General features: G+C 63.2%; 19 protein-coding genes and 1 pseudogene. 10 read left to right on the top strand and 10 right to left on the bottom strand.

The genetic code is table 11. The features are described from left to right. Positions 1–8: 8 nt before the first annotated feature. The 3 genes from AC4D2M_RS16300 to AC4D2M_RS16290 are packed head-to-tail and all read right to left on the bottom strand — an operon-like array spanning position 9 to position 2354. A complete protein-coding gene (locus AC4D2M_RS16300) occupies positions 9–344 on the bottom strand; it encodes a hypothetical protein (RefSeq protein WP_490892944.1) in 336 nt (111 codons plus the stop codon). Positions 345–383: 39 nt separating this feature from the next. After that, positions 384–974: a hypothetical protein gene (locus tag AC4D2M_RS16295; RefSeq protein WP_490892943.1), complete on the bottom strand. Its 591-nt coding sequence runs from the start codon at positions 972–974 to the stop codon at positions 384–386. A 42-nt stretch (positions 975–1016) separates the two neighbouring features. After that, positions 1017–2354, bottom strand: a complete 1338-nt coding sequence (locus AC4D2M_RS16290; RefSeq protein ID WP_490892942.1) for an MATE family efflux transporter — start codon at positions 2352–2354, stop codon at positions 1017–1019. Between the two features lie 104 nt (positions 2355–2458). On the opposite strand from AC4D2M_RS16290, the gene AC4D2M_RS16285 reads away from it, so the two are divergent. Next, on the top strand, positions 2459–2704 hold the full coding sequence (locus AC4D2M_RS16285) for a hypothetical protein (protein ID WP_490892941.1): 246 nt from the start codon (positions 2459–2461) through the stop codon (positions 2702–2704). Positions 2705–2709: 5 nt separating this feature from the next. Here the strand turns inward: AC4D2M_RS16285 and AC4D2M_RS16280 are convergent, their stop codons facing one another. Then, a complete protein-coding gene (locus AC4D2M_RS16280; RefSeq protein WP_490892940.1) occupies positions 2710–3339 on the bottom strand; it encodes a TetR/AcrR family transcriptional regulator in 630 nt (209 codons plus the stop codon). A 213-nt stretch (positions 3340–3552) separates the two neighbouring features. On the opposite strand from AC4D2M_RS16280, the pseudogene AC4D2M_RS16275 reads away from it, so the two are divergent. Then, positions 3553–3987 (top strand): annotated as a pseudogene (locus AC4D2M_RS16275) (recombinase family protein); the annotation flags it as partial. Between the two features lie 310 nt (positions 3988–4297). Here the strand turns inward: AC4D2M_RS16275 and AC4D2M_RS16270 are convergent. From AC4D2M_RS16270 to AC4D2M_RS16255, 4 genes are all read right to left on the bottom strand, one after another. After that, a complete protein-coding gene (locus AC4D2M_RS16270; RefSeq protein WP_490892988.1) occupies positions 4298–4429 on the bottom strand; it encodes a helix-turn-helix domain-containing protein in 132 nt (43 codons plus the stop codon). 124 nt (positions 4430–4553) lie between these two features. Beyond that, positions 4554–5003 carry a hypothetical protein gene (locus tag AC4D2M_RS16265; protein WP_490892939.1) on the bottom strand — a complete coding sequence of 150 codons (450 nt, stop codon included), beginning with the start codon at positions 5001–5003 and terminating at the stop codon, positions 4554–4556. A 115-nt stretch (positions 5004–5118) separates the two neighbouring features. Next, the gene (locus tag AC4D2M_RS16260; RefSeq protein WP_490892938.1) at positions 5119–5838 is read right to left on the bottom strand and encodes a DUF4386 domain-containing protein; all 720 of its coding nucleotides are present in this window, start codon (positions 5836–5838) and stop codon (positions 5119–5121) included. Between the two features lie 307 nt (positions 5839–6145). After that, positions 6146–6742 carry a helix-turn-helix domain-containing protein gene (locus AC4D2M_RS16255; protein ID WP_490892937.1) on the bottom strand — a complete coding sequence of 199 codons (597 nt, stop codon included), beginning with the start codon at positions 6740–6742 and terminating at the stop codon, positions 6146–6148. A gap of 97 nt (positions 6743–6839) precedes the next feature. On the opposite strand from AC4D2M_RS16255, the gene AC4D2M_RS16250 reads away from it, so the two are divergent. The 7 genes from AC4D2M_RS16250 (at position 6840) to AC4D2M_RS16220 (ending at position 16253) form a co-directional block, all read left to right on the top strand. After that, entirely contained in the window at positions 6840–7769 is a 930-nt protein-coding gene (locus AC4D2M_RS16250; protein ID WP_490892936.1) for an NAD(P)/FAD-dependent oxidoreductase, read from the top strand. A gap of 57 nt (positions 7770–7826) precedes the next feature. Continuing rightward, positions 7827–8081: a putative antibiotic biosynthesis monooxygenase gene (locus tag AC4D2M_RS16245; RefSeq protein WP_490892935.1), complete on the top strand. Its 255-nt coding sequence runs from the start codon at positions 7827–7829 to the stop codon at positions 8079–8081. 373 nt (positions 8082–8454) lie between these two features. Then, entirely contained in the window at positions 8455–9240 is a 786-nt protein-coding gene (locus tag AC4D2M_RS16240; RefSeq protein ID WP_490892934.1) for an oxygenase MpaB family protein, read from the top strand. Between the two features lie 481 nt (positions 9241–9721). Continuing rightward, positions 9722–10954, top strand: a complete 1233-nt coding sequence (locus tag AC4D2M_RS16235; RefSeq protein WP_490892933.1) for a saccharopine dehydrogenase family protein — start codon at positions 9722–9724, stop codon at positions 10952–10954. Positions 10955–11235: 281 nt separating this feature from the next. Further along, positions 11236–12882, top strand: coding sequence for a hypothetical protein (locus AC4D2M_RS16230; protein WP_490892932.1), 1647 nt, complete (start codon positions 11236–11238; stop codon positions 12880–12882). 416 nt (positions 12883–13298) lie between these two features. Continuing rightward, entirely contained in the window at positions 13299–13967 is a 669-nt protein-coding gene (locus AC4D2M_RS16225; RefSeq protein WP_490892931.1) for a potassium channel family protein, read from the top strand. Between the two features lie 639 nt (positions 13968–14606). After that, positions 14607–16253 (top strand): molybdopterin-dependent oxidoreductase, encoded by a 1647-nt coding sequence (locus tag AC4D2M_RS16220; protein WP_490892930.1) that lies wholly within the window; start codon positions 14607–14609, stop codon positions 16251–16253. Positions 16254–16466: 213 nt separating this feature from the next. Here AC4D2M_RS16220 and AC4D2M_RS16215 read toward each other — a convergent pair whose 3' ends face one another. Then, a complete protein-coding gene (locus tag AC4D2M_RS16215; RefSeq protein WP_490892929.1) occupies positions 16467–16607 on the bottom strand; it encodes a hypothetical protein in 141 nt (46 codons plus the stop codon). A gap of 132 nt (positions 16608–16739) precedes the next feature. Here AC4D2M_RS16215 and AC4D2M_RS16210 point away from each other — a divergent pair, with 132 nt between their 5' ends. Further along, on the top strand, positions 16740–16886 hold the full coding sequence (locus tag AC4D2M_RS16210) for a hypothetical protein (protein ID WP_490892928.1): 147 nt from the start codon (positions 16740–16742) through the stop codon (positions 16884–16886). Positions 16887–17411: 525 nt separating this feature from the next. On the opposite strand, the gene AC4D2M_RS16205 is transcribed toward AC4D2M_RS16210, so the two are convergent. Beyond that, entirely contained in the window at positions 17412–17795 is a 384-nt protein-coding gene (locus AC4D2M_RS16205; RefSeq protein WP_490892927.1) for a hypothetical protein, read from the bottom strand. Between the last annotated feature and the right edge of the window lie 186 nt (positions 17796–17981).

Genomic DNA, 17981 nt, shown 5'->3' with positions numbered 1-17981 from the left:
TCCTTGGGTTAGCGGGCGTCGTCGTCGGTGGCTCCAGGCCTGAAGCCACGGGGGTTGCCGTGCTCGTCAAGGTTTGCTGCCCCGCGCCGCATCTTGGAGGACGAGCGATTGATCCCCGTACCCTTTCCGAGATGCTCATCGTTGGGCTTCTCCGTCATGAGCAGCAGCGCGCTGATTACGAGGGAGACGATGAAGGCAATGCCCGCGGCGGTCAGCCCCAGGTCGACGCGAAGTTCGCGTGTGCCCCCACCGGTGGCGAAAACCATGGTCGCGATTCCGGCGATGGCAGCAAGAACGGCAGAGAAAATGAGAGGACCCTTGACGCCCTTGACCTGCTTGGACACGGTTCCTTCTCCTCAATGTTTTCTACGAATAGTAGAAAGCTAGTTTACGGGCTTCGCGGGGGTTGCCGCGCCGGAGACCTGGCGGGAATCATGCCGGTAGCTGAGCGCCGCGAGAGCGAGGACGACGGCGGTGATCACCGCACCGCCACCTGCCACACCGAGCAGTGCGTGCGCCCCCAGCGCCTGGAACAGCGGCAGGAGAAGACCGGTCAGCGACGTCACGATCCCGGTCAGGAGGAAGTCGCAGGCAGCCATGTGCTTCCCGCGGTTTCTGGCCCACACGATGAGGTACACCACGCCCATGAGGACCAGGGCAAGCGCTCCGGTCTGGGCGAACATGCTGTCGGTATGGACCCACAGATTCAGCAGCCCGACCACTGCGAGGAATACCGGCACCGTTCGGGTGAGCCAGGCAGGCATCGCGTCCTGCTTACGAAGACTTTGTTCTGTGAGGTGAACCGCGACGGCCAGCCCGAGGAAGTAGAGTCCCCCTGCGACGGACATCACGTGAACCGACGGCAGTCCCCAGAAAATTGTGAGCAGTCCGAATGCGCCGGCTACAGCGCCATGCAGCAGAAAGGCGCGCCAGAGCCCGGGCAGCGCGGGCTTGCCTGCCGTTTCGGCGCTCATTTCCGGCCTTCCTGCGGCATGTGGGACGTTGCAAGTTTAGTCCTAGGCCGCACCGGTAACCATCCAGCGGTCGTTCCGGACGCGCCACCCAAGGGTTAGCGCACGCGCCGCCATGTAACCGACGCCGAATGCCGCCCACAGCCAGACGATGCCCGCCTCACCCGTCAGATCAGCGCCGAACACCAGTGCGAGCAGTGGAATGTACAGGACAAGGTTCACGACGCCGGCGAGCGCCAGGTACTTCGCGTCCCCTGCACCGATGAGCACGCCGTCCAGAACGAAGACATACCCGCAGATGGGTTGTGCCGCTGCGAGCACCCAGAGGCCGACCGTGAAGGCGGTTTGCACAGATTCGTCCGTGGTGAAGATCCAGTCCAGGAATGGTGCGGCTGCCGCTAGCAACAGCCCGGTGAGGACACCGAATGCGACACCCCACCGGATCATTGTTCGTGTCAGGGCGTGCGCCAGCGCGCGGTTCCCGGCACCGAGTTCCTTCCCGATGAGTGCCTGTGCTGCGATGGCGAGCGCGTCCAGCGCGAACGCGAGGAAGGTGAAGATGGTCATCACCAGTTGGTGTGCTGCAAGTGAAACGGGCCCCTGCGCCGTCGCGACCACCACCGTCGCGAGGATTGCGAAGCGGAGGCTGGCTGTCCGCAGCATGAGCCACGAACCGACCCGGGCCGTGGCGCGGACTCCCCGCCAAGTCGGCCGCAGAGCCACCGAATTCTTGCGCGAGAAACGGTAGATCATGATCAGGTAGACAATGGCCATGCCCCATTGCACGATGCTGGTGCCCAGCGCAGATCCGGCGACAGACAGCCCTGCTCCGTAGACCAGCAGGAAGTTGAGGACAATGTTCGCTCCGAACCCGACTGCCGCAACAACCAGGGGTGTGCGGGTGTCCTGCAGCCCCCTCAGCACACCTGTTGCAGCCAGCACGATCAGCATGGCGGTCAGTCCGGGCATCGAGAACCGGAGGTAGTCGACGGCGAACTGGTGCACCTGCCCCTCCGCACCCATTCCGGCGGCGAGCGCCGGCGCGAAAATCCAGCCCAGAATCGACAGGACTATACCGAGCAGAAGAGCCAGGCCAACGCCGTCGCGCCCTGCTGCGAGCGCATCCTGCATCCGGCCGGCCCCGAGAAAGCGGGCCACCGCGGGTGTGGTCGAGTAGGCGAGGAAAACCATGAGCCCGACGGCGGTCTGAAGCACGGTCGAAGCCAACCCCACGCCTGCCAGTTCATTCACTCCGAGGTGACCCACAATTGCGGAGTCAGCCAGGAGAAAGAGCGGTTCGGCGATGAGCGCGCCGAGAGCAGGCACAGCCAGGCGGAGGATGGAGCGGCCAAGCTGACGACGGTCGGGAACGGTGGTTGTCACGAAACCAGCCTAGGCGTCGCATCCGACAAAGGAGGTGGGCCGTGACGCCGTCGTCGGCTGTAACTCGGTAGGCTGGATACCTGTTCGCTACAGATGGGACGTCCGTGAAAAATGGAGTAAAGCACTTCATCGTTGGTGGGGTGCTCATCTTTCTCAGCACCCTCTTCATCCCGCAGGGACTGTCCGACTTCGCGGGCGCATCGGTTCGAGGTGAGCCCGTCGATCCGGGTTCACCGATGCTGCTGGCCATTGGTGCCGTACTGGTGGTGACCGCCATCGTACTGTTCGCGCGGGGGCACGTGCTCCGGTACAGGGCTCGGACGCGAGCAGCTGCGCAAAGGTGGGACTGACCGGGTCACAGGCCCTTTTCGACCATCTCCAGCAGACGCTGTGCAGCGAAGGTCCGCTGCTCCACGTCAAGCCCCCGGAGCGGCCCGTCGATGACCAGCATCGCAAACCCGTGTACTGACGACCACGCCAGAAACTCCGCTCCCATGCGCCGCTCCGCCGGGAGGACACCCGCTTCGACCAAGCCGTCCAGCGCCGCGGACAACAGCTGAAACGGAGTCAGCCCGCTCTCCCCCGCCGAGGCCGCGGTGGCAGCATCGCGAAGGTCCACATGCTCCGCGAACGCCGTCCGGAATAGACCCGGTTGCGTCTGCGCGAAACGCACGTAACCCGCACCGACCGCGCGCAGGCGTGCCCTCGCGACGGCGGCACCGTCGTCGTTCCGGTCAATCTTCGACTGCTCATCCTCGATTGAACGGGCAAGCTCGGCCTGCGCCGCCATCGACACCGCGTGAAGAAGTGCACGCTTGTCCGCGAAATGCCGGTAGGCGGCGTTCGGTGTCACCCCTGCGCGGCGTGTGACCTCGCGAAGCACGACGGCGGACGGCCCGCCCTCGCGGGCAAGATCAGTTCCTGCCGCAACGAGTGCACGATGAAGGTCACCGTGACGGTAAGTGGTGCGTTTCCGATGCGTCACGCCGCCTCCTCACGGTTCCCGAAGCCTGAAGTGCGCAGGTCAGGCCGAATGTGAACACTGTGCACAAATTGTGCCACGGTGAGCCGATACATCGGGTCCACGCTCTCACCGGTGCCGACTTATTGACTGAATCATTCTTCACCTTGCTCCGCGACGCGGCCGGGCAGAACGATTACGAACTCCATCCGGGACAGATCGACGTTGAGGAACGGCGTGGGAAAGCTGATCGGGTACGCGCGGTATCAACTCGCGTCCAGGACACCGACAGGCAAGTCACCGACCTACTCGCCGCCGGCGTCCACCTCGATGACCTGTACACGACCACGGCGTCAGCGGTGCTCATGCGCGGCGGCCCCAGTTCGACAAAGCCCTCGACGCACTGCATGGAGGTGACACCTTGATCGTCACTACCCTTGATCCTCTCGGGCGCTCCACCTCAAACATGCTCTCCCTGGCCGATGAACTTCGAGCTCAAAAGGTGAACCTGCGAGTCTTGTACCTCGGCGGCGGGAATGTCGATACCGGCACACCCATGGGTTCGATGGTCTTCACCGTTATGGCTGCCTGGCTCAAATGGAGCTGGAGATCAAGCGGGAACGCGTCAATGACTCCAACACGAAACGCCGAAACGCCGGCCTAGACCTAGGTCCTTGAAAAGCTCGAACTCAAAGGGCTGGTCTCCAGGGCCCGCAACACAAAGGACAGGCGTTCAACACGCATCCGCCTCATGCAGCGCGGCAAGACTGTATTACGGCGCATAGATCAGATGACTAAGGTCCCGGCCGAAAGCCGTGATGCCCGACCAAATCCTACGAAACCAGCTGATCACCATCATCACCCGTCTCCAAGCCACCCCAGCCTGACGAGAAACCGCGACACAAGCGCCTTCCCCGGATCGATTGGCGGTTCTTTCGAAGAAGCTTCTCGCACCGTCGGCTCTTGGCTTCTCAACTGGAATCTAGACGTTCGTGGAATCTGGGTGGATAGCGATCCATTGCTGTGCGTCGAGGTCGGCGATTCGCCGGTACAGGGTGGCTCTCGACATGCCGAGGTCACGTGCGACATGGGAGGCGGGTTGCCCCTGTTCGATGAGCCGGCGGGCATTGGCGATCTGGCTGTCGCTGAAAGGCGACGTCGTCCTCCCAACCTGTAGACCCTTCAGGCTGGATGGTAATGACGATCCCTGATTCGTGCTTCATCAAAGCCCATCCCCTTCATCCACTCAAGCTTGAGAGCCTCTGGGTGATCGTCTTCTCGCGCGGTGCGGCTGCATCTAACCTGGCCGCACGCCAGAGGCTGATAACCAGCAGTATGGTCACCGGAGTCCAGATGATGCGTTCTACGAGTGAGGGGGAAGCAATGTTCAGTATGGCTCCGACGGTCATCAACGCACTTGTGCCGTACATAAAGCGGCTGCGAATGGATGTGGGGGCCAGCCCGGTTCCGGCAATGCCTGCCAGCCCCAAATAGACCACGGCGGCGACGGCGCTGCTTACGCGAAGAGTCTCGGGCAGGACCCCGGAGTTGGCTCCTCCGTATGCAGCTTCACCCCAAGGTGCACCGGCCGCCAGCAGTCCTTGGAAGCCAGCGGCAACTATCAGCAGAGCCGCCGCGACTTTTCCTGCGCGACTGGCCGGACGATGTTCTTCTTTGCTGCGAATCACGGCATTTCCTTTACTTAGGCGTGTCGGCTACTTAGTGGTGTCGGCACCACTTGGTCCGTTCATTGCGCGGCTGTGGTGCTGTTGATCATTGGGTTTCGTCGTCGGATTTGGTCAGTCAAGCCGCGACTCGTGCATCCTCGATGGGTTCCTGGGTCCGCACACCCTTGATGAGCAGATACAGCACCATCCAGACCTCGGCCACTATTGCTGGCACGGCGATGATCGGCGTGAGTATCGTTCCTACTTCGGGCCAGAAAAACATGAAAGGCAGGTGAACCAGATAGCTGAAGCACGCGATCATCAGCAGCACACCGAGCCCCCGCGGGAACATGGTTGATTTGAGAACCAGGTATCCAAGAGGCAGCAACCAGAGACCGAAGAACACCTGGGCGATCAGGAAGCCGTCCCGTTGCATATCCAGCATCAGCATCGCGAGAGAGCCCGCACCGTCGGAACCAACTGAGGCCGCATAGTCCGGATCGGTGGCAACCCTGAGCGCAGCCAACGAGGGTACGAGATTCAACGTCTGGATTGCGACGCTGATGGCAACAATCAGAACCATCGCCCGGGCGATGTTCTTATTGACGTGTTGAAGCAGCAGATAGAGCGCCATCACAATGAATAGCATCAGCGTCGCTTGCGTCAGGTCCGCCAAGAAGCCCAGTCGGAACAGGCCCTCATTGGCGGCAATGTTCGCTACGGTGGCGGTCGGGTCGCCGAGAACGTAGATGCTGTTACGTACAAAGCCGATGGCGAAGCCAGCCAGGATGGCGACGACTAGGTACAGCGCGCCGGCGGTTCGGGCCAGACGTTTTGGAGATTTCATGATTTTCATCCTTGATAAGTGAGAGAAGCGGTCAACACCCGATTTGCTCGTCCCATACGCACTGGCTAGACAGCTGCGAAAAGGTCGTACCTTGAGGGTGCGTCTCCGACAGGTCGCGGTCGGGTTTTGTTGCCAAAACCGGGAAACGGAGCCCACGCGATTGCTCACTTTCGTCAGATGAATGGGCAACGCTCTACGTGGACGTCGCCGCACGTTCCTCGCCGGAATACGCCCCACGCCTAGTCTGCGTGATGGTTAGAACGCGAGGGACTGCCCGGCAGCGGCTCGCGAATTACCGGACCGCTACCGGTACGCGCTATTCGGCTGGTTCTTTAGTGGACTTAGCGCGGACGTGCATCCGCTCGCCCTGCCCGCCGAACACACTGAGGACTTCCGCCGGCCGTTCCCCTGTGCTCCCGAACCAGTGGGGTACGTGAGTATCGAATTCAGCCACCTCCCCAGGGCCTAAAACCAGGTCATGGTCTCCAAGGACAAGCCGCATGCGGCCCGATAGGACGTACAGCCATTCGTATCCCTCATGGGTTTTCAATTCGGGAATGGACTTGGAGGTGGGAATGATAATTTTCCACGCCTTCATACCGCCGGGCTGGCGGGTCAGCGGGATCACGGTACGTCCATTGGCGTTGGCTGGTTTCAGGCGGATGCGGGGGTCTCCGACCTCCGGGGCGCCAACCAGCTCATCCAGCGGAACGTGGAACGCCAGCGCCAGGGGAAGGAGGAGTTCCAGGCTCGCACGCCGCTGCCCTGTCTCCAGACGGGAGAGCGTGCTCTTGGAGATACCGGTGGTGGACGCAAGGCTGGTCAGGGTGACGCCGCGCCGGGTGCGCAGTTGCTTTAGTCGGGCGCCAATGTGGTCAAGTGTCGCCTCGATCGCCGTTGTTTGGTCGTCCACAGAGCCATCCAATCACCTGAAGGGCCACCGGACCCTGCAATTCCCGGAAACGGCAACGTTCGTTGGCGGACTGGGAGTGCGTGGGCACTCTAGGGTTATGAGCAATTATGACGTAGTGATTATCGGCGGCAGTGCCGCCGGATTGTCGGCAGCACTGGTTCTATCCCGAGCCCGCCGCAGGGTGCTGGTGGTTGATTCGGGTGCTCCGCGGAACGCCCCGGCTTCACACATGCACGGATTCTTATCTCAAGACGGTCTACCGCCAGCCGAGCTCCTTGCCATCGGCCGGGCCGAGGTGAAGGGCTACGGTGCAGAGGTCCTTGAGGGAACTGTCACGGAACTGATCCGCTGCGGACAAGACCGGTTCCAGGTGCTGCTCTCCGGCGGCCAACGTGTTGCCGCACGGCGCCTGCTCGTGGCCACCGGCCTGCGCGATGAACTGCCCGACATTCAAGGCCTCAGCGACCGGTGGGCACGCGATGTTCTGCATTGTCCGTACTGCCATGGCTACGAGGTCGGCGACCAGCAGCTTGGAGTCATTGGTGGCTCCCCCGAGGCCGTACGCTACGCACAGATCGTTCGACAATGGACCCAAGATTTGGTCTTGTTCGTACCGGCCGGGTCCCTAACCGTTCCCCAGCGCTCCGAGCTGCTAGCCCGGGCCATACGGATAGTCGAAGGCACCGTGAAGCGGGTCGTTGTAGAGAATGACCGCCTCCTCGGAGTGGAACTGGATGACGGCCGCATCGTCCGCCGTGACGCATTGTTCGTGCCGCCGCGCTTCGTCCCGAACAACGACCTTCTGACCCGCGTCGGCTGCCAGACTGACGAAACAGGCTGGCCCGTCAAGGACAGTACCGGCCTCACCACTGTTCCCGGCCTCTGGGTAGCGGGCAACGTGTCAAACCCGCGGGCCCAAGTCATCACCGCTGCCGGCGAAGGATCCTCCTCCGCCATGGCAATCAACGCCGACCTCATCGACGCAGACGTCCGGGTCGCCGTCCACAACTTCAACCTCGGCATCTGACAAGAAACTTCGACACCCTGCCCGCCCATTCCGCCCATAGACACTCCTGGAGTACCGATGTCCGCATCCACCGCGACCCACCGCCCCACACCACCAACGAAACACCAGCTCGCGCTGATGATCTGGCTGGCCGTCTTCCCCACACTGACCATCATCAACCTTGCCTTCGGGCACTGGCTGGAAATGCTGCACCCTGTCCTGCGCACCTTCGTGCTCGCCACTACCGCGGTTCCCATCGTGATTTACGGCATCATGCCGCACCTTCACCGCCTCCGCGGCCGCATCCTCGCCCGAGGACATCAGAGGGCTTGATATGTGATGGCCTAGGAAGCGGATGTTCTGTCTGGTCCCTATACAGGCGGATCGGGCACCACACTTCGCCAATGTGTGGACCCCACAGGGTCAGAACCCATCCTCGCGGTCCAGAATGGCCGTAATGGTTCAGCACTTGGTTTCTGATACCAACTGAGACGACCAGCACACAAATCAACGCTGCAGGTCACAAACGGTCCTTTTACGCCTTGCACAGACGCCGATAACAGCCCGGCAGCCGCGGCCGCGCCGGCGGACGTGCATCCGGGTACGGGCCTTGCCGGCAGTGAACCGGGGCCAGGCATGAGAACGTCCTGCCGGGGCCATCCGGACCTGCCACAGCCCCGGAAAACCGCTCGGGTATAGTGTCTGAATGGTTCGTGGACTTGCCGACATCGGGGCGGAGGGTGTCTTGCTTGCCGGCGCGGGGCGCGCCGTGCTGCTGCAGATCGCCCATCCTGCCATCGGTCATGCCATCGCTGAACACAGCAACTTCTCCGAGCGCCCCCTGGACAGGCTCCGCAGCACGATGAGCTATGTCTACGCCGTGGTCTACGGCACCTCGGGCCAGGTGGCCGCCGTCAGGCGTGCCGTAAACCGGGCCCATGCCCGTGTCCGCCGCCAGCCGGACGCCGCCTCGAGGGGGTACAACGCCTTCGACGCCGAAACCCAGCTCTGGGTGGTGGCAACCCTGTACGACACAATGGTCACGGTCCACGAGAAAATCCACGGCCCGCTCGACGAGGCCTCGGCCGATGTTGTCTACCGCGAGTACGCCAGGATCGGCACTGCCCTGCAGCTGCCGGAGAAAATGTGGCCGGCTGACAGGGCGGCCTTCCGCGAATACTGGAACCGCACCCTGGCCGGACTGGAAGCCGATGAGGTCGCGGTGCGCGTTGCACGTGACCTGCTTTATCCGTCAGCCGGACCGGTCGTGATGCGCCTGGTCATGCCGCTGGCGCGCCTGATCACGGCAGGGCTCCTGCCGCGCCGGCTTCGGAAGGACTTCCGGCTGCCGTGGAACCAGCGGCACCGTCTGTGTTTCAAATGCACGATAAGTCTGTTGGCCAGGGTTTATCCGCTGCTTCCGCAACGGATCAGGCACTGGCCGAAGAACTATTACCTTGGCCAGCTCGCTCCAGCGTCGGGCCACACATAGCAAGGCCGGCACCGTGCGGCTACCCCGGAGGCAAGGGGCCGGCAGCCCAACGCCGATAACGGCCCATTATGTTGACCAAACGGTACGAGCATTGGAGTCACTCGTCGCAGCTTGGTTCCCGAGCGGCCATCGTCGGGAGGATGCAGGCCGGTGTTGATGATGTTCTTCCTGATGGCTACGGCCAAACGCTCGCGCTCTAAAGCGCCACGTCCGCGATGCCCGGCTTCTGACCTCTCGGCGGCCTTCGATTAGATCGACCCACTAACCGACAGGGATGAATAAGACACCACTGCCGCCGCAGATTGGCTGCTCACGGTGTACTCGACGCAACACCTGACGAGTAGATGATTGGTCAGGGCACCGGCCCTCGCGATCTAGTGATGATCTGCGATTTAGTTTCAGGGTGACGGGGCGCTTCAGCTACAGGAGAGGTAGGCACTTCTCCGCGTCGGTCCGGCCGCTGCCGTGGAAGACTGCTGGCATGGAGGCCCCAGCGCGCGACCACGACCTCGTCCTCTTCGGTGCGACCGGCTTCGTCGGTGAACTGATCGCCGGATATCTTGCGGACCACGCTCCGCCGGACCTGCGCGTGGGGCTCGCCGGGAGGTCAAGAGTGAAGCTCGAGGCCGTACGGTCCAGGCTGCCCGTCGCCGCACACCACTGGGCCCTCATCGAGGCCGACTCGGATCACCCTGACTCGCTCGCTGCGCTGGCCGCGGGCACCACAGTTCTCTTCACCACGGTGGGTCCCTACGCAAAGTACGGACTGCCCGTCGTCGAGGCGTGTGCCCGCGCCGGCACCCACTACGGGGACCTGACGGGCGAGGTGTCCTTCGTCCGTGAAGCCATCGACCGTTGCGACACCCTGGCAAGAACTACCGGTGCACGGATCGTCCATGCGTGCGGCTACGACTCCGTCCCGTCGGACCTCGCAGTGCTCCTCCTACACCGTGCCGTGGAGGCCGACGGCGCGGGCAGACTGACCGAGGTGCAGCTCGTCGCCAGGGCGAAGGGTGGCTTCAGCGGCGGCACCATCGAGTCGATGCGTGGGCAGCTCGACGGCATGCGGTCGGACCCTGTGCTGCGATCGCTCGCGGGCGATCCCTACTCCCTCAGTCCGGACCGGACGGCGGAGCCCTCGACCCGGCAGCCGGCGGACCTGGGGTGGGTCGGCCGTGCGGAGGACGGCCTGCGGACCGCGCCCTTCATCATGGCGTCAGCGAACACGCGGATCGTGCGTCGCAGCAATGCCCTGCAGGGTTGGGCCTACGGTCGGTCCCTGCGGTACGGCGAGGTGATGGGTATGGGGCGGGGGCCCGCCGGCGCCGTCATTGCCGGAGCGACGGCGCTCGGCCTACGGGTGTTCGGAGCCACACTGGCCATACCTCTCACGAGGAAACTACTGGACCGCGTCCTTCCGTCGCCCGGTGCGGGCCCGAGCGAGGCCGCGCGGCGCTCAGGCTGGTTCCGTTCCGAGGTGACTGCTTCCACAGAGAGCGGCCGGCGGTACCGGGCCGTCGCAGCCGGGCCCGGCGACCCGGGATACGCCGCCACCGCGGTGATGGCCGGGGAGACAGCGCTCTCACTTGCCCTCGACGGCGCCCGCCTGCCGCCCGCTGCAGGATCGCTGACCCCGGCGACCGCCCTCGGCGACGTCCTGGTTGAGAGGCTGCGCGCGGCAGGCCATACCTACGAGGTCATTTCCCTCACCTGACGGACGCCGAATCGGACCACAGTCCGCCCTAGTGCGTCCCGAAAACCTAAAGCTTTCTAAGAGCCAGCCATTCACCGAGCAGGTCCGGTTGCGCCAGGGGTCGAGCTTCGGGGCGTTGGGCATAGGCTAAGTGGAGGAACCTTTCGTGAAAGCAGGCAGTTATCGTCCTTCGTCTCCGGCGCACCAGTGTGGCCCTTGCCCTTGTGGTCCTTGTCGCAGCGACGGGCTGCACAACTGATCACCCTCCGAGACCTGGGGTGACCGATTCGGCTATATCGCCCGTGCCCACTGTTGAGTTGGCCCAGCCGGCCGCGGCAGGCGGCGAGGTCGTGACCGGCACCGGGCCCCAGGTTTCCGTGCAGATGAGCCGCGCGTTGTTTGAGCGCAGTCCGGCAGCGGTCGTGTTCGCCCGTCATGCCGAAGGCGGTTATTCCCTCACTGACGCACAATTCGGCCCCGCCGCCAGTGCGGCGGCCGGCCTACACATCCCGCTGCTCGTTATTGGCCCCGGCGGTGAGGGCGTGGCGGAGATCGCTGCCGAGATCGAGAGGTTGGGGGTTGAGACGATCGTGGGCTACGGCGATCCCGCCGCGGACTGGGCGGGGCTTCTGGGTTCGCGGGACATGCTCGCCGGACCCACCGACGCTTACGGTTTCGAATCGGTTCTGGGACTGGAGGTCACGGAGGAGCCGGTACAGGCACCGGATGTGGTGGCCGCGGTCAGCGGCCTGGAAGACAGCAACCCGCGGTTGATCCATATTTCCTCGGATACGGCCGGCCCACCGGCTTCGGTACCCCCGGCCGGATCCGCATCGGCGCAGCCCACCGCATCCGGTGCCGGCACGGGCTTGGCAGGTTTGGCGACGATGACGCAGCTGCCGGAGTTCCAGCCCGCAGGGCAGGCGGCCCCGGCGCTGGTGCTGGCAACAGGTGCGTCCGCTCCCGCATCCCTGGCGACCGCCCGGGCGGCAGGGGCCAACGTCGAAATCGTTACGGATGCCGATCCGCGGTCCACCCCGGCCGCGGTCGAAGCTGTCCGCAGCCACGCAGGCTCGCCCATCCTCGCGGTCGGAGAAGCCTTCGGCACCCAGGCCGGATTCGCCGCACACACCGCGGTCGCCGCTACAGGCGTGCAGTTGCCCGGAGGAGGCCAGACCGTCTTTCCCGGCCGGCGCATGGTGGCCCTCTATGGACACCCGAGCGGCCCGGCACTGGGCGCCCTGGGGGAACAAGGAATTGAGGAAACCATCGCCAGAGTCAAGGGACTCGCTGCCCAATACCAGCCCTTCAGCGATGAGCCTGTCATTCCGGCCCTGGACCTTATCGCCACGATCGCCAGCGCTGAACCCGGTGACGACGGCGACTACTCGACCGAGACGACCTTGGAGGATCTTCGCCCATGGATTGACGCCGCAGAGAAGGAAGGCGTCTACGTGGTGTTGGACCTGCAGTCCGGGCGCAGCGATTTTCTGTCCCAGGCGAAGCTGTACGAGGAGTTCCTTGCACGCCCCTTTGTGGGACTCGCGCTTGATCCTGAATGGCGTCTGGCACAGGGCCAGCAGCCGCTCGAGCAGATCGGCACCGTCGGTGCCGCAGAGATCAACGCGGTCTCGACCTGGCTTGCGGACCTTACGCGGGACCGCAACCTGCCGCAGAAACTCCTCATGGTCCACCAGTTCCGCATCGACATGATCAACGACCGTGCAGAATTCGACACCTCGAGGACAGAGCTGGCCATCACTCTGCACGCCGACGGTCACGGCACCCCGGACCAGAAACTTGAGACCTGGGCCGCCCTGCAGTCCGTGCCTCCTGAAGGGATCTGGCCCTCGTGGAAGAACTTCTATGATGAGGACCAGCCGATGCTCACGCCCCAGCAGACCTACACCATCGTTGATCCGAAGCCGTGGTTGGTCACCTACCAGTAGGACCGTGGTGATGCTGCTCTACTGTTCGACAACGGCGACGTAGGAAATCCCGCAGGTCGAGATTTGCCATATGAACTCCTAACTGCCGCCCTTTCAGTGACAGACACCCCACCTGCTCTACTCATTCTCAACGGATCCGACACCCTGGAGGGTGCCGAGGTCCTTCTGATTAAGTGAATGCCGATAACGGCCCATTACGTTAGTCCAATCTGCACGGGCCGCGGCTGCTCAAGCATGTCCAAACGGTATTTCGGTTCATATGGCGAGGAGCGCGGTGAATCAATTCCCCCTGGCTGTGGGCCTACCGCCCACGCGTGTTCACGGCTGCAGGCCCTCCCGAAGGAGGTCAATAGGATAACGCCATGACTCAAGAAGCGTGGCGTACCCGTACCGAGTGACCGCTGGCAGGTGCCGCAGTGGTGTTCCTGATCGTGTATTCGGTGCAAGTGATTGGTCAGCCCGAGGGCCGGTCCGAAGACATCCTTACTACATTCCTGTGGGTCATATGGGCGGTGTTCCTGGTCGATTACGTCGTCATGCTGTCCCTGGCAGCGGATCGGCGCCTATGGTTCATCCGGAACATTCATGAGCTTCTGATCGTTGCCTTGCCCATGCTCCGCCCGTTGAGGCTATTGCGCCTGGTGACTCTGCTGCGGGTCCTACACCGGGCTGGCGGGCACGCTCTCCGGGGCCAGCTGCTCACCTATGTGGCTACGTCTGCAACCATCCTGTCTTATGCGGCTGCGCTGGCCGTTCTTGACGTTGAACGGGATGCGCCCGATGCGAACATCACCACGATCGGTGACGCGCTCTGGTGGGCGATGGCAACCATCACGACCGTCGGATACGGGGACCAATTCCCGGTCACCGCCCCTGGCCGTTCCATCGCTGCAGCGCTCATGATCGGCGGCATCGCCGTGCTCGGTGTCGTAACGGCGTCTCTGGCGTCCTGGCTGGTGGAGAGCGTGACCGCCGATACGGAAGCCGAGATCGAAAGTGATAATGCGTTGCGCCGAGAACTGAGCGACATCAGGGAGCAGCTGCAGCTACTCAACCAGAAGGATCCAAACTCGGACTCGAGGTGATAATTCAGTCCGTCCTTTACAGCCCACTACGACCGTCACACTCGCTGAATAGGACCGCTGGGGACCAACAGTCCAGCCTTGTGTTCGGAGCATTGGTATGTTGATGGATCCTCGCCTGAACACTATGCAGGAAATGCCAGCTAACTCGCTGGCAAATTCCTCCGTCTTCCACAATCTAGCCCTTGAGTGGCCGGCTGCTGCGCCTCCTGCCCACATGGGCACGGCAAAAGCTCCCCACGCTCCGCTGCTTTTTCCCGCACACATCTGGACAGCAGGAACCAGAAGGCCCGCATGCACACACCCACCACATCACCGACACGGGAGGACTCGCCTTGAGCAAGCGGTGGACGTGCACAGCCCCCTTCACGCTGGGCCCCTGATTACAGGCCCCTAGGCCACCGAAGGCACGGATGTCGACTGTTGATGGGTCATCCACCTGTGGGCGGGTGGAGCCCGAAGGATAGAGCTCAAAGCCGTCCACCTGTGGGTGAGCCGCCCGAACCGTTCACCCACCTCGAGAACAATGATTCACAAGTAGCGCGTCATGGGCTTCGTCGGTTCCGTGCCTGCCGATCACCTTTTCGGGTTTGCCGGCAACCGTGTTGGCCACTACCGGCTGATGGCTAGGGTACCTAACGATTGCCTCACGATTGGATGGTTGGCGTCGGGGCTGAGCCCTTGCTGGTTACGCTGGCAGGATACGACGGACCAGACAGCGCCGACGCCGCTGCGTCAACGCTGGGGCAGGAACCCAAAGTGCACAGGAAATTGTGGTGGGCGGCGTTGGCCGGAGTGGTTGCGGTGGGCGTCGCGGCGGCCGCCGGTGAACTGGTTGCTCTTGTGGTCAGCCCTGCTGTGACTCCTGTGACCGCTGTCGGTTCGACCGTCATCAATGTGATGCCGCAACCGTTGAAGGAATGGGCGATCGCTACCTTCGGCACCGCCGATAAGGCCGTCCTGTTGGTCGTGATGGCGGCGGTGATTAGTGTCCTTGCCGCGGTTGCCGGTGTTGCCGAGTTCCGCCGTCGTTACGTGGGAGCTGCGGTGATTGTCGTGTTTGCTCTCATCGGACTTGCCGCTGTCCTGGCCACACCGCAAGCAGAACCCGCGGCCATCGCACCACCGATCGTGGTTGGTGTAACCGGGGCGCTGATCATCGTCTCGCTCGGCCAGTTACTGCGCCGATGGAACAGCACTGAACTCGGTGACGGCAGCTCCGTGGCCCGGCGTCGTTTCCTGCAAGCCTCAGGCGCCGGCGCGGTCGTGGCAGTGGCCGGCGTCGTTGCCAGCACAACCCTGCGGGGTACGCAGACCGGAGTCGTCGAACTGCGCTCTGCCGTGACCCTTCCTTCACCAGTGAACCCCGCCGGTCCTATCCCGGCAGGCGCGACGGCGGGCCTGCCGGGAGTTCCGCCGATCGTTACTCCGAACCCCGAGTTTTACCGGATCGATACCGCTCTGGTGGTACCGCGGGTTGATCCTGCGTCGTGGCGGCTCAGGGTCACCGGGATGGTGGAAAACGAAATCGAACTGACCTTCAACGAGCTGCTCGCAAAACCATTGGTCGAGAAGTACCTGACCTTGGCCTGTGTTTCGAATCCCGTCGGTGGAGATCTCATCGGCAACGCGAAATGGCTTGGCTGGCCCATCCGCGAGCTACTTGCCCAGGCGAGGCCGACCGCCGGCGCGGACATGGTGTTCTCCACCAGCGTGGACGGCTGGACCGCCGGCACCCCGCTTGAAGTTCTGACGGATGAGCGTGATTCCTTGCTGGCAGTGGGGATGAATGATGAGCCCCTTCCCTACGAGCACGGTTTCCCGGTCAGGATGGTGGTTCCGGGCCTGTATGGATATGTATCGGCAACAAAATGGGTGACGGAACTGAAGCTTTCGCGCTTTGAGAACGAAGTTGCGTACTGGACGGAGCGCGGCTGGACGGCCAGGGGGCCGATCAAGACTTCCGCCAGGATCGACAGACCGCGCCCCCGTTCAGTGGTACCGGCAGGCACAGTGGTGATGGCGGGGTACGCCTGGGCGCAGAACCTTGGGATTGAGGCGGTCCAGGTCCAGGTCGACGGCGGAGCGTGGCAGCCAGCCGAGCTGCTGGCCGCGATTTCCGCGGACACGTGGCGCCAGTGGGTTGCCGAGGTAGTGCTCGAACCGGGTCTCCACGAGCTCGCCGTGCGGGCAATCGACGCAGACGGTGTCATACAGACCGCCGAGGTCGCCCCGGTCATCCCAAGCGGCGCCACCGGCTACCACCGCATCACAGTGGAAGCCGAATAACCACCGGCCACCGTTTCCCTAGAACCATCACACCTCGCCTCGCCTGCCCTCGTTAGGCAGACATTCGAGAAGAAGAACGCACCGAGAAGCTAGACCGGCGCGACCCTGGTTCGGAGGGACAGGACACACTTGCGCTTCGGCTCACCGAAGGTTGAACGTTTCTAGTCTGCGCCTTGCTACGCAGACCGCGACGCTAGCAGGAGCCTAGGCCACTCAGGCCGCCTCCGGCCGGTGCAAACGGTGCCACTGCAGCAACTGGGCGTGGGACTCGTCCCCCGTGCGTTTCCCGTCGCCATTGACGGTGCTGCGCCAGGCACCGAGCGTGTCGAGCCACTGGACCTGCACGGCACTCATGCGGCCGAGAATGCACGCGGAGGGTTGATCCACGACAGCAGGGGTACTTACCGTTTAACGACTGGCGCGTCCACCTGCAACCGGTGTATGGCGCCGCCGCGCCAGCGGTCCATTGCACACGAAGGAGAAGTCATGAGAAACGGACGCATGAATTCGTGGTGGAGAAAGGCGGCAGTAGCAGCAATACTGCCACTGTCCGCCCTAGGCGTCGTCGGATGCGACGATAACGCGGCGGAGGAGGAAGTCGTCGAAGAGGAAGTCGTCGAAGAGGGCGGCTAGGAACCGCTGAACAGTTCGTTGCGTTGCCTCGAAAACATAAAGGGTTACCGCTGGAACCTGCCCATCCGTTGATTAGCACCTGTTTCACGCATGGATGAGAAAGGGACAGCAGACGTTGCTGTGGCGCTGGCCCGGGAGTCGTCCTGCTTCCGGCCAGCGCCTTCGTTTTGCCTGAGCACACCCCCGGGTTTTCGTCAGCAAGCACCTTGCCAATTTCCCGTACATGTCCCGGCACGCGCGCCGGGGCCAGTCCAGGACAAAGCGCATCGGGCAAGGGTCCAGCTTGTGGTTGGCCCAGCCGTTTCCGGTGTATGGCCCTATGCCTAATTCGCTGCCTGTAATTCGAAGAAGACCAGTTGGGGCGGTGCGCTGATTCTCATCGGCAGATTGCTGAACCGATCCCGCAGGTGACAAACAAGGCGTTCCCTGCTCCCCGTATTCCTCCGGAGCGAATCCATCGGCCACCATGGTTTCCTTGGTGGTCCGGGCGAGCCAGGACCACTGCGGCTGCCCCGGGACCGCGATCTATCCGCAGCGGGTATGGCCGGCGACGGCAAGAGGTGCGCTGTCTGCAGGGATAGCTGGAAACGTTACGGGGTTGTGCATCATGACGATCCGCGGATCCGCGTCAGGGACTCCGCTGAGGGCCTGGTCGACGTCGGCATAGCCCTTGTAGGCGGGGCCGATGCCAACGATGTGCAGAGGTTGACCCGTACCATCGCTGCCGGTGACCGTTAGGGGCGAGGCCGCGTTCTGCAGCACCGTCACCCCGCGGGACTCCAGTGCTGCCGTGAGTTGATCGACGGCATCGACGAGGATCAGACGGGGCTCCACGAAGGTGCCATAAACGATGAGCAGTGCTAAAAACACCATCAGGCCGGCAGCCGCCGATTTGAACAGACGCTTCATTTTTTTCCTGTCCGGGTTTCCCGCGGATACTTCTGCGACGCGGCCGGAACGGCTCTATCGCTGGTTTTGTTTCGGGATGACAACTTTTCGCAGCACAATGACGGCCGCGGCTGCCACGGGAACCGCGACGAGGGCCCCGATGATTCCGCCCAATGTGCCTCCTGCCACCACGGCGATGACGACCAA

The sequence above is a fragment of the Arthrobacter sp. TJ-270 genome (assembly GCF_058269075.1).
The sequence above is the reverse complement of the archived record's forward strand: the minus strand, read 5'-3'. Positions and strand labels throughout refer to the sequence as shown.

What these genes read in the sequence shown, in the direction of transcription:
- AC4D2M_RS16295 (WP_490892943.1), bottom strand. Translation starts at nt 974, where the DNA reads ATGAGCGCCGAAACGGCAGGCAAGCCCGCGCTGCCCGGGCTCTGGCGC.
- AC4D2M_RS16260 (WP_490892938.1), bottom strand. Translation starts at nt 5,838, where the DNA reads ATGAAAATCATGAAATCTCCAAAACGTCTGGCCCGAACCGCCGGCGCG.
- AC4D2M_RS16250 (WP_490892936.1), top strand. Translation starts at nt 6,840, where the DNA reads ATGAGCAATTATGACGTAGTGATTATCGGCGGCAGTGCCGCCGGATTG.
- AC4D2M_RS16245 (WP_490892935.1), top strand. Translation starts at nt 7,827, where the DNA reads ATGTCCGCATCCACCGCGACCCACCGCCCCACACCACCAACGAAACAC.
- AC4D2M_RS16240 (WP_490892934.1), top strand. Translation starts at nt 8,455, where the DNA reads ATGGTTCGTGGACTTGCCGACATCGGGGCGGAGGGTGTCTTGCTTGCC.
- AC4D2M_RS16235 (WP_490892933.1), top strand. Translation starts at nt 9,722, where the DNA reads ATGGAGGCCCCAGCGCGCGACCACGACCTCGTCCTCTTCGGTGCGACC.
- AC4D2M_RS16215 (WP_490892929.1), bottom strand. Translation starts at nt 16,607, where the DNA reads ATGAGTGCCGTGCAGGTCCAGTGGCTCGACACGCTCGGTGCCTGGCGC.
- AC4D2M_RS16210 (WP_490892928.1), top strand. Translation starts at nt 16,740, where the DNA reads ATGAGAAACGGACGCATGAATTCGTGGTGGAGAAAGGCGGCAGTAGCA.
- AC4D2M_RS16205 (WP_490892927.1), bottom strand. Translation starts at nt 17,795, where the DNA reads ATGAAGCGTCTGTTCAAATCGGCGGCTGCCGGCCTGATGGTGTTTTTA.